At 71.8% G+C, this 12960-nt stretch carries 11 protein-coding genes; 7 read left to right on the top strand and 4 right to left on the bottom strand.

The window, feature by feature from the left end:
• Positions 1–3: 3 nt before the first annotated feature.
• Positions 4–1617 (bottom strand): ABC transporter substrate-binding protein, encoded by a 1614-nt coding sequence (locus ACBJ32_RS39335; RefSeq protein ID WP_375131081.1) that lies wholly within the window; start codon positions 1615–1617, stop codon positions 4–6.
• Positions 1618–1701: 84 nt separating this feature from the next.
• Between ACBJ32_RS39335 and ACBJ32_RS39330 the strand changes: the two genes are divergently transcribed.
• From ACBJ32_RS39330 to ACBJ32_RS39300, 7 genes are all read left to right on the top strand, one after another.
• Positions 1702–2883 carry an SfnB family sulfur acquisition oxidoreductase gene (locus ACBJ32_RS39330; protein ID WP_375131080.1) on the top strand — a complete coding sequence of 394 codons (1182 nt, stop codon included), beginning with the start codon at positions 1702–1704 and terminating at the stop codon, positions 2881–2883.
• Positions 2884–2891: 8 nt separating this feature from the next.
• Entirely contained in the window at positions 2892–4046 is a 1155-nt protein-coding gene (locus ACBJ32_RS39325; RefSeq protein ID WP_375131079.1) for an LLM class flavin-dependent oxidoreductase, read from the top strand.
• Positions 4043–5209, top strand: coding sequence for an acyl-CoA dehydrogenase family protein (locus ACBJ32_RS39320; protein ID WP_375131078.1), 1167 nt, complete (start codon positions 4043–4045; stop codon positions 5207–5209). Before ACBJ32_RS39325 ends, ACBJ32_RS39320 begins: the two co-directional genes overlap by 4 nt.
• A 250-nt stretch (positions 5210–5459) precedes the next feature.
• On the top strand, positions 5460–6320 hold the full coding sequence (locus ACBJ32_RS39315) for an ABC transporter permease (RefSeq protein ID WP_375131077.1): 861 nt from the start codon (positions 5460–5462) through the stop codon (positions 6318–6320).
• A gap of 31 nt (positions 6321–6351) precedes the next feature.
• On the top strand, positions 6352–7386 hold the full coding sequence (locus ACBJ32_RS39310; protein ID WP_375131076.1) for a glycine betaine ABC transporter substrate-binding protein: 1035 nt from the start codon (positions 6352–6354) through the stop codon (positions 7384–7386).
• Positions 7370–8149, top strand: coding sequence for an ABC transporter ATP-binding protein (locus ACBJ32_RS39305; protein WP_375131075.1), 780 nt, complete (start codon positions 7370–7372; stop codon positions 8147–8149). The genes ACBJ32_RS39310 and ACBJ32_RS39305 overlap by 17 nt, the downstream gene beginning before the upstream one ends.
• Positions 8150–8171: 22 nt before the next feature.
• On the top strand, positions 8172–9041 hold the full coding sequence (locus tag ACBJ32_RS39300; RefSeq protein ID WP_375131074.1) for a TauD/TfdA dioxygenase family protein: 870 nt from the start codon (positions 8172–8174) through the stop codon (positions 9039–9041).
• A 71-nt stretch (positions 9042–9112) separates the two neighbouring features.
• On the opposite strand, the gene ACBJ32_RS39295 is transcribed toward ACBJ32_RS39300, so the two are convergent.
• The 3 genes from ACBJ32_RS39295 to ACBJ32_RS39285 all read right to left on the bottom strand — a co-directional run bounded on the left by ACBJ32_RS39295 (position 9113) and on the right by ACBJ32_RS39285 (position 12801).
• Positions 9113–9928 (bottom strand): sulfite exporter TauE/SafE family protein, encoded by an 816-nt coding sequence (locus tag ACBJ32_RS39295; RefSeq protein WP_375131073.1) that lies wholly within the window; start codon positions 9926–9928, stop codon positions 9113–9115.
• Positions 9929–10050: 122 nt separating this feature from the next.
• A complete protein-coding gene (locus ACBJ32_RS39290) occupies positions 10051–11328 on the bottom strand; it encodes a tetratricopeptide repeat protein (RefSeq protein WP_375131072.1) in 1278 nt (425 codons plus the stop codon).
• Positions 11329–12084: 756 nt separating this feature from the next.
• On the bottom strand, positions 12085–12801 hold the full coding sequence (locus tag ACBJ32_RS39285) for a carbonic anhydrase (RefSeq protein WP_375131071.1): 717 nt from the start codon (positions 12799–12801) through the stop codon (positions 12085–12087).
• Between the last annotated feature and the right edge of the window lie 159 nt (positions 12802–12960).

The raw sequence follows: 12960 nt of genomic DNA, 5'->3' as shown, positions 1-12960 counted from the left end.
GTGTCAGCTCACCCATGCGTCGTGGAAGGTGACAGCGCCGTAGGCGTAGTCCCAGGTCAGGCCGTGGACCCGCTTCTGTGCGGAGACGAGGCTGGGCCTGTCGTAGAGCGGGATGGCGGGTGCGAGTTCGAGCAGCCGGGCCTGCGCCTTGCCGTAGAGCGCGGCCCGTTCGGCGGCGTCCGTGCCGGCCCTGGCTTCTTCGAGCAGCTTGTCGAGGTCGTCGTCGGAGAGCCTGGTGGTGTTCTGGCCGCGCCGCTCGGGGGTGGTGATGTTCTCGGAGGAGTACTGGATCCGGAGCACGTCGGCGGTGTTCGTGGTCCAGATGCCGACGGACACGTCGAAGTCGCCCTTGCCGGTGCGCTCCTGGGACTCCTGTGCCGTGACGTTCTCGATCCTGATCTCGATGCCCGCCTTGGCGGCGGCGGCCTGCGTCTGGACCAGGATCTGCGTGTTCTGCGGGTTCACGCCCGTGTCGAGGGCGACGGCGGTCAGGCGCTTGCCGTCCTTGAGCCGGATGCCGTCCTTGTCCTTCTGTGTCCAGCCGGCCTCCTCCAGCAGGGTGTTCGCCCTGGCCGGGTCGTAGGTGATCTGCCCGCCCCGGGCGTGGTCGGGGGTGGAGGGGGTGACGAAGCCCGTGGCCACGCTCCACTGGCCGAAGGAGACGCTGTCGATGACGGCCTTGCGGTCCACGGCCAGGGTGAGCGCCTGGCGTACCTTCCGGTCGCCGAACGGGGCGCGGCCGGTGTTGAGCCAGACCGAGAACGGGTGTCCCGGCCGGTCGATGCTGGTGAAGGCGAGGTCGGGGTGGGCCTTGACGTCCTCGACGCTGGCCGGCGGGGTGTTGTCGATCACGTTGACCTCGCCGGCCAGCAGCGCGTTGTAGCGGGTGGCGTCCTCGGCCAGGAAGCGGATCTCCAGCCCGTCCAGGTACGCGGGACCGGTGCGCCCGGTCGGCCCCCAGGCGTAGCGGGGGTTCTTCTTGTACGTGATGCTCTGGCCCTTGGTCCACTTGTCGAACACGAACGGCCCCGAGCCGACCGGGTGCTCACAGGTGCTCGCCGGGTTCTCCTTGAGCTGTTTGGGCGAGATCATGGCCAGGTACGACTGCGCGAGCACGTTCAGGAACGCCGAGTACGGCGCGCTCAGGCGCACGTGCAAGGTGTGCTCGTCCACGACCTTCGCGTCCTCGTACGGCGCGATGTACGAGGCGGCCAGCGGTGACTTGGTCGCCGGGTCGCGCATGTGCTCCAGGTTGAGCTTCAGCGCCTCGGCGTTCCAGGCCGACCCGTCGTGGAACGTCACGCCGCCCCGGAGGGTGAAGGTGTAGGTCAGGCCGTCGCCGGAGACCTTCCACGCGGTGGCCAGCCAGGGCTTCAGGTTGCCCTCGGCGTCCTGCCACAGCAGCGAGTCGAAGATCGGGCGGCCGACGACCGTGGTGTTCGTGGTGGACAGCTGGTGGGGGTCGAGGCAGGCGGGCTCGTCGGCGTTCTCCCCGAGCACGAGCGCGCCTCCGGGCTTGGGGCCGGTGTCGCCGGCGTCCGGGGGTGGCGCGGCGTCAGCGCCGCACCCGGCCAGCAGCAGGGCCGTGACGAGCAGCATGGTGGAGCGGGTGAGCATGGAGGTCCTTAAACAGGTATTGCCTACCTGCATTGCAGGGATTACGGTGAACCATAACGTAACACGCAGAACGGACGAAACAACATGACCCACGTGATCGCCGACGACGCCGAGGCGCTCGCGGCGGCGCGCGAGCTCTCCGCCGGGTTCGCGGTCGGGGCGGCGGCCCGCGACGCCGAACGCCGCCTGCCGGAGCCCGAGCTCGACAGGCTGTCGGCCAGCGGGCTGCTCGCCGTCACCGTGCCGCGCGCGTACGGCGGCGCCGACGTCACCGCGCGCACCCTCGCCGAGGTGTTCCGGCTGCTGGCAGCGGCCGACCCGAACCTCGCGCAGATCCCGCACAGCCACTTCGTCTACGTCAACGTCCTGCGGCGGCAGGGCACGGACGTGCAGCGCAAGTTCTTCTTCGGCGAGGTGCTCGACGGCAGGCGCTTCGGCAACGCGCAGTCCGAGGCGGGCACCAAGCACGTCCAGGACTACCGGACCTCGCTGGTCGCCGCCCCCGCGGGCGGCTTCCTGCTCAACGGCACCAAGCACTACAGCACGGGCGCGCTGTTCGCGCACTGGATCCCCGTCCTGGCCCGGCGCGAGGACCGTACCCTGCACGTGGCGTACGTGCCGCGCGACGCCCCCGGCCTGACCGTGGTGGACGACTGGGACGGCATGGGCCAGCGCACCACCGCCAGCGGCACGGTGACGCTGGAGGACGTGTTCGTTCCCGAGTACCGCGTGGTGCCGCACCACCTGACGTTCCAGGGGCCGCAGCTCCACGGCGCGTACGCCCAGCTCCTGCACGCCGCCATCGACGTCGGCATCGCCGGCGGCGCCCTGGAGGAGGCGCTGGAGTTCGTCCGCACCAAGGCCAGGCCGTGGTTCGAGAGCGGTCAGGAGCGCGCGGCCGACGATCCGCTCGTCATCCAGCGGGCCGGCGAGCTGGCCGTCAAGGTACGCGCCGCCGAGGCGCTGCTCGACCGGGCCGCGCAGGCCGTGGACACCGCCCGGGACGACCTGACCGACGAGACGGCCGCCGCCGCCTCCATCGCCGTGGCCGCCGCCAAGGCGTTCGCCGACCCCGTGGCGGTGGAGCTGGGCAACGCGATCTTCGAGCTGGGCGGCACCCGGTCCAGCCTCGACGGGCTCAACCTGCACCGCCACTGGCGCAACGCCCGTACCCACACCCTGCACGACCCGGCCCGCTGGAAGGTCCAGCACATCGGCCGCTACGTACTCGACGGCAAGCTGCCGCCCCGGCACGGCCTGCTCTAGGAGAAGCGATGACGTTGACCTTCCACTGGTTCCTGCCCACGTACGGCGACAGCCGCGACGTCGTGGGCGGCGGTCACGGGCTCCCGGCGGGCGCGGCCTCCGGCGCCCGCCCCGCGACCCTGCCGTACCTGCGCCAGATCGTGCACGCGGCCGAGCAGGTCGGCTTCGCCGGCGCGCTGACCCCCACCGGGGCGTGGTGCGAGGACGCCTGGCTGACCACCGCGATGCTGGCCGGCACCACCGAACGGCTGAAGTTCCTGGTGGCCTTCCGTCCCGGGCTGGTCTCCCCCACGCTGGCCGCGCAGATGGCGGCCACCTTCCAGTGGCACTCGCGCGGGCGGCTGCTGCTGAACGTGGTGACGGGCGGGGAGAGCCACGAGCAGCGCGCCTACGGTGACTTCCTGGACAAGGACTCCCGCTACGCGCGTACCGACGAGTTCCTGCAGGTGGTGCGGGCGCTGTGGCGGGGTGAGACGGTCAGCCTGGAAGGGGAGCACCTCCAGGTCGAGGGCGCCCGGCTCAACCGGCTGCCCGATCCCGTGCCCGACGTCTACTTCGGCGGCTCCTCCCCCGCGGCCGGGCGGGTGGCGGCCCGGCACGTGGACGCCTACCTCACCTGGGGCGAGCCGCCGGACGCGGTGGCGGAGAAGATCGCCTGGATCGACGGGCTGGCCGCCGCCGAGGGCCGTACGCTCAGGCACGGCATCCGATTGCACGTGATCACCCGCGACACCAGCGAGCAGGCGTGGGCGCAGGCGCGCAGGCTGCTCGACGGCATCGACCCGACGACCGTGGAGAAGGTGCAGGCGGGCCTGGGCCGCAGCGAGTCCGAGGGGCAGAAGCGCATGCTCGCCCTGCACGGCGGCAGGCGCGACGGCCTGGAGATCTATCCGAACCTGTGGGCGGGCGTCGGGCTGGTGCGCGGCGGGGCGGGCACGGCGCTGGTCGGCAGCCACGCCGAGGTCGCCGACCGCATCGAGGAGTACCACCGGCTCGGGCTCACCGAGTTCGTGCTGTCGGGCTACCCGCATCTGGAGGAGGCGTACTGGTTCGGCGAGGGCGTGCTGCCCCTCCTGCGCGAGCGTGGCCTGTGGCAGCACCCCGCGGAGCCGGCCGCCGCCGAGCCGGCCTCGATCCCGTTCGCCACGGCGGGAGCGCAGTGAGCACGCGGACGCGGCGCACGCCGGCGGAGCTGCGGCGGCGGGCCGCCGAACTGCTTGCCGAGCTGGCGGCCGGGGCCGGGCAGCGGGAGCTCGCCCGCGACCTTCCACGGGACGAGATCCGCGCCCTGGCCGCCGCCGGGCTGTTCACCTTCCGCATCCCCGCCTCCTACGGCGGAGGCGGCTCCAGCGTGGCCGAGGTGTTCGCCTTCCTCATCGACCTGGCCGCCGCCGACTCCAACATCGCCCAGGCGGTCCGCCCCAGCTTCGGCCGGGTGGAGCACCTGCTCACCGCCTCCGAGCCGGAACGCGAGCGCTGGTTCCCGCGCTTCCTGGCCGGGGACGTGTTCGGCAACGCCGGCTGGGAGATCGGCGGGGCCAGCGGCGAGGTGCGCACCCGCATCGACCGCGACGGCGTCGTCAACGGCAGCAAGTACTACAGCACCGGCGCGCTGTACGCCGACTGGGTCGGCGCGTCGGCCGTGGACGACTCCGGCGAGCGGGTGTTCTTCACGCTGCCGCGCGACCGGGAGGGACTGGAGCTGCTCGACGACTTCGACGGGATCGGGCAGCGGCTCACGGCCAGCGGCACGACCCGGCTCAACGGGGTCAAGGTGGCGCGGGAGGAGATCGCCGAACGCCCCGGGAACGCCGCGCGCTCCCCCGTCAGCGCGTTCCTGCAGCTCTACCTGGCCGCCGTGCTGGCAGGCATCGCGAGGAACGCACTGACCGACGCCGTCGGCTTCACCCGCGAGCGTGCCCGCCCGATCGAGCACAGCAGCGCCGCCCGGTCCGTGGACGACCCGTACGTGCGCCACGCGGTCGGCGAGATCTCCGCCCGTGCCTACGCCGCCCGGTCCGCGGTCCTGCACGCCGCAGCCGCGATCGACCGGGCATGGGCCGGCGACCTGGAGCCCGGCCTGCTCACAGACGCGGCCGTCGAGGTGGCCCAGGCGCAGTTCGTCGCCGCGGAGTCTGCCTTGAAGGCGGCCGAGCTGCTGTTCGACGTGGGCGGCGGCTCGGCGGTCTCCCGCCGCCACAACCTCGACCGGCACTGGCGCAACGCCAGGACCGTCGCCAACCACAACCCCCGCGCCTGGAAGGCCGCCGTCGTCGGCGCCTACCACCTCACCGGCGCGCAGCCTCCGCTCAACGGCCTGTTCTGAAGGGGATTCCACCGTCATGACCCGCGTGCTCCTGATTTCAGGCAGCCCCTCCTGCGGCCGGTGCTCAGCGTGCTGGGGGCGCGGCACGTGACCCGGGGGTTGTTCGTCCTGGACACGCAGATCACCCCTGGTGGCAGGCGTACGCCAGCCCCTTGCCCTATAACCCATTTTCCTAGTAGGGAAAGTTGACTTTAGTCCGGCTTCGCCGTAACTTCGTGGTCATGAGCCCCCCGACCAGGCGGCCGAGGCGGTGACCTCGCCCACCTCGACGGCCGTCCCTTCGACCGCCGTCCCCGACGGCGGACCGGCGTCCGCCACCCGGCGATGGCGACCGGCGGCCCGCAGGATCATGGTGCGCGTGCTCGCCGGGGCCGCCCTCCTGGGCCTGTGGCAGCTCGGCGCCACCGCTGCGGGCAACCCCTCCTTCATCCCCGCCCCCGGCGCCGTGTGGGAGCAGCTCCTGCGGTTGTCCACGACCCACGACGGCATCCGCGGCTACAGCGGCAGCCTTCTCCTGGAGCACCTCGGCATCAGCCTGCGGCGCATCCTCATCGGATCCGCGATCGGGGTCGCCGGCGGGCTCGTCGTGGGCGTCGTGCTCGGCACCGTGCCGTGGATCCGCGTCGTGGCCGAACCGGTGGTCACGTTCGTGCGGGCGCTGCCCCCGCTGGCGTACTTCAGCCTGCTCATCATCTGGTTCGGCATCGACGAGACGCCCAAGCTGTGGCTGCTGGCGATCGCGGCGCTGCCGCCGGTCGCGGTGGCCACCGCCGCCGCCGTGCACGGCGCGCCCGCCGACCTGGTCGAGGCCGCCAGGGCGCTGGGCGCCTCACGGCGCCACGTCATCCGGGACGTGGTGCTGCCCAGCGCGCTACCGGAGATCTTCACCGGCGTGCGCCTGGCCGTCGGCGTCGCGTACTCGTCCGTGGTCGCCGCGGAGACGGTCAACGGTGTGCCCGGCATCGGCGGCATGGTGCGGGACGCGCAGCGTTACCTGCAGACCGACGTCGTGGTGCTGGGGCTGCTGGCCATCGGCCTGTCCGGGCTGCTCATCGACGGTCTGCTGCGGGTCGCGGAGAAACGGCTCATCCCCTGGCGGGGCCGCACGTGACCCGCCGCACGTCCCTCTTGAGGAAGCCCCCATGCGTCTGAGATTCCTGCTGTCCTTCGTGCTGATCACGGCCCTGGCCGCCTGCGGTGACGGCACCGCGTCCCAGGGGAGCGGTGACGGCGCGGCGGCTCCCCGCATCCGCCTCGCCTACCAGGCCTTCCCCAGCGGCGACCTCATCGTCAAGAACAAGAGGTGGCTGGAGGAGGCGCTGCCCGGCTACCGGATCCAGTGGACGAAGTTCGACTCCGGCGCCAGCATCAACACCGCCTTCGTCGCCGGCAGCGTGGACATCGCCGCCATCGGGTCCAGCCCCGTCGCCCGCGGGCTGTCGGCCCCGCTGAACATCCCGTACCAGGTGGCGTTCGTGCTCGACGTGGCCGGCGACAACGAGGCGCTGGTCGTCAGGAACGACAGCGGCGTGTCGGCGATCGAGGGCCTGCGCGGCAAGAAGGTCGCCACGTCGTTCGCCTCGACCGCACACTACAGCCTGCTGGCCGCGCTCGACCGGGAGGGGATACGCGAGTCGGAGCTGACCATCGTCGACCTCGAGCCGCAGGACATCCTCGCCTCCTGGACGCGCGGCGACATCGACGCCGCCTACACCTGGCTGCCCACGCTGAAGGAGCTGAAGAAGGACGGCAAGGTGCTGATCGCCAGCCGCGAGCTGGCGACGGCCGGCAAGCCCACGCTGGACCTCGGCGTGGTGTCCACCGCGTTCCTCAAGGCGCACCCGGAGGCGGTGGACGCCTGGCGCAGGGCCGAAGCGAGAGCCCTGCAGCTCATCGCCGACGACCGCGCCGAGGCCGCCGCGGCCGTCGCCGCCGAACTCAACCTCACCGAGGAGGACGCCGCGGACCAGCTCAGCCAGGGCGTCTTCCTCAAGCCGGCCGACCTGGCCTCCGCCGAATGGCTCGGCACGCCGAAGCGGCCCGGCGCGCTGGCCGGCAACCTCGTCAGCGCCGCGCAGTTCCTCAAGGACCTGCAGAAGATCGAGGCCGTACCCGATCTGGCGACCGTGCGGAGCGCCATCTACAACAAGGGCCTGCCCGATGTCCTCGTCCCTTGAGGCCGCCGTCCACGTGGAGGAGGTCGTGCACGTGTACGGGACGGGCGCCGACGCCGTGACCGCGCTCGGCCCGATCTCCCTCGACGTTCCTCGAGGCTCGTTCGTCGTGATCGTCGGCGCCTCCGGGTGCGGCAAGAGCACGCTGCTGCGCCTGATCGCCGGGTTCGAGCGGCCCACCGCCGGCGTCGTACGGACCGCCGGCGCGCCGCCGGTGCCCGGCACCGGCGCCGGGATCGTGTTCCAGCAGCCCCGGCTGTTCCCCTGGAAGAGCGTGGGCGGCAACGTGGAGCTGGCCCTGCGCTACGCGGGCGTCCCCCGCGACAGGCGTGCCCGCCGCGTCCCTGAGCTGCTGGAACGGGTCGGCCTGCACGACGTCGCCCACCGCCGGACCTGGCAGTTGTCCGGCGGCCAGCAGCAACGGGTCGCCATCGCCAGGGCGCTGGCGGGCGACGACCCGCTGCTGCTGCTCGACGAGCCGTTCGCGGCCCTGGACGCGCTCACTCGCGAGCGGTTGCAGGAGGACCTGCGCCGGGTGAGCGAGCGCACCGGCCGTACCTCCGTGTTCGTCACCCACAGCGTCGAGGAGGCGGTCTTCCTCGGCAGTCGCGTCGTGGTGCTCACCAGCAGGCCCGGCCGGATCGCCCTCGACCTCGACATCCCCCTGCCCCGCACCGGCCTGGAGCCCGACGAGCTCCGCGCCCTGCCCGAATACGCGGCGCTGCGCGCCACGATCAGCCACGCCGTCCGCGACGCCGCCGGATGACCGGCAAGAACAGGAGCCGCACATGTCCACACCTCTGGCCGCCAAGCTCACCCTGCGCCCGCTCGGACCGCACTTCGGCGCCCAGGTCGAAGGCCTCGACCTGGCGACCGCGGGCGACGAGGAACTGGCCGCGGTACGCGCAGCCCTCGTCGAGCGGAAGGTGCTCTTCTTCTCCGGGCAGACCCTCGACGAGGACGGACAGGTCGCCCTGGGCCGCCGCCTCGGCGAGCTGACCGCCTCCCATCCCGTCGTCGGCGGCGTGGACGAGGCGCATCCGGAGATCTACGCGCTCGACAGCGCCGACAACGGCTTCGCCGACGTCTGGCACACCGACGTCACCTTCATGCCCCGCCCGCCGCTCGGCTCGATCCTGCGCGCTGTGGTCCTGCCCCCCACGGGCGGCGACACGAGCTGGGCCGACAGCCAGCTCGCCTACGACTCCCTGGCGGCGCCGGTCAGGGAGCTGGCCGATCAGCTCACCGCGGTGCACGACGGCAACCGCGAGTTCGGCTACTACCTGGCCCAGCGGCGCGGCGGCAAGGGCAGCGTCTGGGACGGCGAGGTCGTCACCCGGCTGGACCCGGTGGAGCACCCTGTCGTACGCGTCCACCCGGAGACCGGGCGCAAGGGCCTGTTCGTCAACCCCGGCTTCACCTCGCACATCGTCGGCGTCTCGGAGGCCGAGAGCCGCCACATCCTCGACCTGCTCTACGCCCACCTCACCAAGCCGGAGCACGTCGTCCGCCACCGCTGGAGCCTCGGCGACGTCGCCATGTGGGACAACCGCAGCACCTCCCACTACGCCAACCGCGACTACGGCACCGCCCACCGCGTCATGCACCGCATCACCCTGCGCGGCGACCGCCCGTTCGGACCGTCGTCCCCTCGCTGACGGAACGGCCCGTCCCTGCTCCTGGCCCTCGCGGTGACGGTCATGGCAGCACGGTGGCCGGACCGCGGGCCTCAGGCGTGACGCGACATCTTGATCGCCGAGATGAGCAGGACGACCGCCAGGGCGGGGATGAGGATCGCGTCGGGGACGACGCCGAGCATCAGGCCGCCCGCCAGCGCGCCGGCGATCGAGCCCGCGACCATGGCCGCGACGAAGCGCCGGTTGGCGTTCAGCACGGCGAAGCTGCCGTCGCGACTGTAGCGGGCGAAGGCGACCAGCATCGTGGGCAGGGACACCAGCAGGGACAGGCTGCCGGCGGTCCTGATGCCGGCGGCGTACAGCAGCACGATCGCGGGGATCAGCAGTTCGCCGCCGGCCACGCCCATGATGGCGGCCACCACGCCGATGCCGGCCCCGGCCGCGACCCCGGCGACCGCCCGGGCGGGACCGGGCAGGGCCAGGGCGCCGAGGGTGGCGGCGTGGGTGAGCACCAGCGCCGCCGCCATGCCCACCAGCAGGACCGCCAGCACCTTGTGGAGGGTGGCGGCACGCATCCGCACCGTCCATGAGGCGCCCGCCCAGGCGCCGATCAGGCTCCCTGCCAGCAGGTTGACCACGATCGTCCAGTGCGCGCCGAGCTCGGCGAGCGGGACGGCGGACAGCCGGGCTGGCAGCGCGGCCAGCACGACGATCACGCTCATCGCCTTGTTGACGATGACCGCCGCCAGAGCGGCGAACCCGAACAGGCTGATCAGCAGCGGCAACCGGAACTCCGCGCCGCCCAGGCCGATCATGCCGCCCAGCACGCCCACCGCGGCGCCGGCGGCGAAAGCCAGCGGGAGAGAACGCACCGCGCGGGCGGACACGGCGACGTCGTCGGCGCTCACGTCCTGACGCCCTCCCCTCCCTGCTCGCACCTCGCCGGTGGCTGAGACCGGCGTTCAGTTCACCATCTCGCATCTCCGCAAGGTCGCCGGCGGCGAGGATGGATGGCACGGCGCCGGCGCCGTCACAACGAGTTCCTGATCGGCGCAGGGGTCTCCGGCACGTCCTGCGACAGAAGCCGTTCCACCTCTTCCTGGGTCAGCAAATCGATGTCCCGGAGGATGGCGAGCGCCCGCCGCCAGCATGCCCACGCCTCCACCCTGCGCCCCTGATCGTGGTACGTCTGCCCGAGCCCCCATTCGGAGGCGGCCTCCCCGAAGGGGTAGCGGCCCTGGCGCTGGAGCTCGATGGCCTTGCGGTAAGCGGACTCGGCGTCGTCGAACCGTTCTGCCCGGCGAAAGGCGTTCGCCAGCGTGTCGTAGGCGGTTCCCTCGCGAAACGGGTGCCCGAGCCCGGCCCACAGGGCCACGCCTGCCTGCGCCGTCGAGATGGCCTCGGTGAGCCGGCCCAGCTTCACGTAGATCATGGCCGTGTTGCCCAGGAAGGCGGCCTGGAATTCCCGTCTCCCACTGGTTACGGCCAGGGTGCGGCCCTTCTCCATGGCGTCGAGCGCGTCGTCGAAGCGTCCCATCTGGGCGTAGGCGATGCCGAGGCCGTTGTAGGTGGACATCATCCGTTCTGGCAGGTTCGCGCGCTCCCAGCAGACGAGCGCCTGCTCCAGGTGCCACGTCGCATCCGGCAACCGTCCCAGCGCCTGGTACCTCCACCCGAGGAGGTGGTTCCCCATCGCCTCGGCGGCGTGGTCACCGCACGCGACGGCGATTTCGAGGGCGCGCGTCTGAAGCTCGATCACCTCGTGGTTGAGGCCCTTGCTGACCAGGGGCCAGTAGACGGTGGCGACCAGACCGAACGCGGTCCGGGGATCGTCCTGGACGGCCATGGCCTGCTGGCAGGCGGCCACGAGATTGTCGCGCTCCTGCTCCGTCCAGTCGCTGGCCTCCTCGGCGGTGCCGAGCGCGATCCCGGGACGGTCGGCCTCGTAGCCGGACAGTGCCAGGGCAGCCGCGGGATCGAGCAGCAGGCTGTCGAGCGCCTCTTCCACGCGATGCTCATGCCAGCCGGTCAGCGCGGCGGTGGCGGCCACGGTGTGGGTGGGCAGGTCGAGGAGGCCGAGCAGGGCGAACAGGCGGGCGGCGTCCTGTCCGCTGGGATCCTCCCGCAGGTGGCGGATGCTGACGGAGAGGCTGGCCCGTACCGCCAGATCCGCGTGCTCCAGCAGGTCCAACCGGCGGGTGGCGTCGTTGAGCCGCTCCGCGAGATGGGACAGCGTCCAGTCGGGACGCGCCACCAGGCGGGCCGCCGCGACGCGCAAGGCCAGGGGCAGGCCCCCGCAGAGCGCCACGATCCGCTCCGCCGCCTCGGCTTCACCGTGAACCCGATCAGGGCCCACGATCCGGGCCAGGAGCGAGGTGGACTCGGTCGCGTCGACGTGATCGCGTGGCAGGTCCAGAGCGCCAGCCTGGCCAGGAGGCTCACGCGCCGGCTGCCGGTCAGCGGCAGAGCCGCATCTCCGGCGGTCAGCTCCCACGGCCCCAGCACCTTGACCCGCATGTGCATGGCGTCGTCCTCACTCCGTCGCAGTCACCCGCCATTCCGGGCCAGACCGGAATCCTACGGCTGTCGCGCGCCCGCTGTCCCGCGCTTCACCGTTCGCGGCCACGCCAGATCAGGGAGGGTCCGGCATGAAAGGCTCCGCGATCGTAGAGGCCGTATCGGCCCGGCATCGCCGAGCGGTGCACCTTGGACGGGCGCGCGAAACTGGACATGCTGCCATGGCCGGGTCATGCGGTGGTGCATGACAGCAACCACGACCGACCGCTTCGCCGTCTCCCTCCCCCAGCAGATCCCCGACGGCACGTTCGACCCGGCCGCCTTCCGCGCCTACCTGCGCCGCACCGAGGAGCTCTGTGCTGCGGCGGACGCCCAGCCTGCCCGGGACGCCCCGGTCCCGCCCGCTCCCTCAACCACGGGGCTGAGGGAGTGTCTGAGGCGTCGCCGGCCAGTGCTCAGCGATATCGCGCAGGTCCGTGGCAGCCCGGTACTCTGTCCCGCCGGTCGGTCAGCCCCTGAGCGGAAGCGCTTGTCCCGGTCATCGCCGTCAGACCAGGCGGGTGACCTCGCCGCTGTCGATCGAGTAGTAGGCGCCGATCACTTTGAGCTGCCCCTTGGCGATGCGCGGCGCGAACAGCTCGTCCTTCTTGAGCTGCTTCACCACGTCGATGGTATTGATCCGGATCATTTTGTCGATGTCGCCGCCTGAGCGCTTGTAGGCCGAACGCAGCGAGGAGGCGATCGTGCTGAGCTTGCCCGGCAGCTTCTTGTGGTCGTGCAGCGACTCCGCGGCGGCCGTGACGGCTCCACAGCGCTGGTGGCCGAGCACGACGAAGAGCGGGGTACCCAGCTCGGCCGGGCCGTACTCCGCCGAGCCCGTGATGAGCGGGTCGATGGTCTGACCAGCGGTCCGCAACACGAACAGGTCACCCAAACCGGCGTCGAAAACGAACTCGGGGGGCACCCGCGAGTCGATGCAGGAGAACACAACCGCGAACGGGTCCTGCTTCTGCGCGACCTCCGCACGTCGCGCCGCGTCCTGGTGCGGATGCGTGGGAGAGCCGGCCACCCAGCGGCGGTTGCCCTCGCGCAGCCTCGCCCACGCCTGGTCCGGGGTGGCGGGACGTTCCTCGGGCCCGGCCCCGTCGGAGGCCTGGGCGGGTACGGCAGTGCCGGTGGACACCGTCGTGGCGACCAGGCCGCCTCCCACGACAAGCCCCGCGCGCAGCAACCTCCGCCGATCCATCTTAAGATCATTTTGCATGATCTGGAGTATGTGCCTCACTCGGCTTTACGCGCCAGAAAATGTAACGCTTGTCACAGGACTTATTACGCGCCGTCATGTCAGGTTTCAACCGACAACGGCAGCTGCAACCGCTTCCATCTGTGGCGCGACACCGGTGCACGCGGCCGGCTGGAACCG

The sequence above is a fragment of the Nonomuraea sp. GTA35 genome, from assembly GCF_041950525.1.
Classification (GTDB): Bacteria; Actinomycetota; Actinomycetes; order Streptosporangiales; family Streptosporangiaceae; genus Nonomuraea.
The sequence above is the reverse complement of the archived record's forward strand: the minus strand, read 5'-3'. Positions and strand labels throughout refer to the sequence as shown.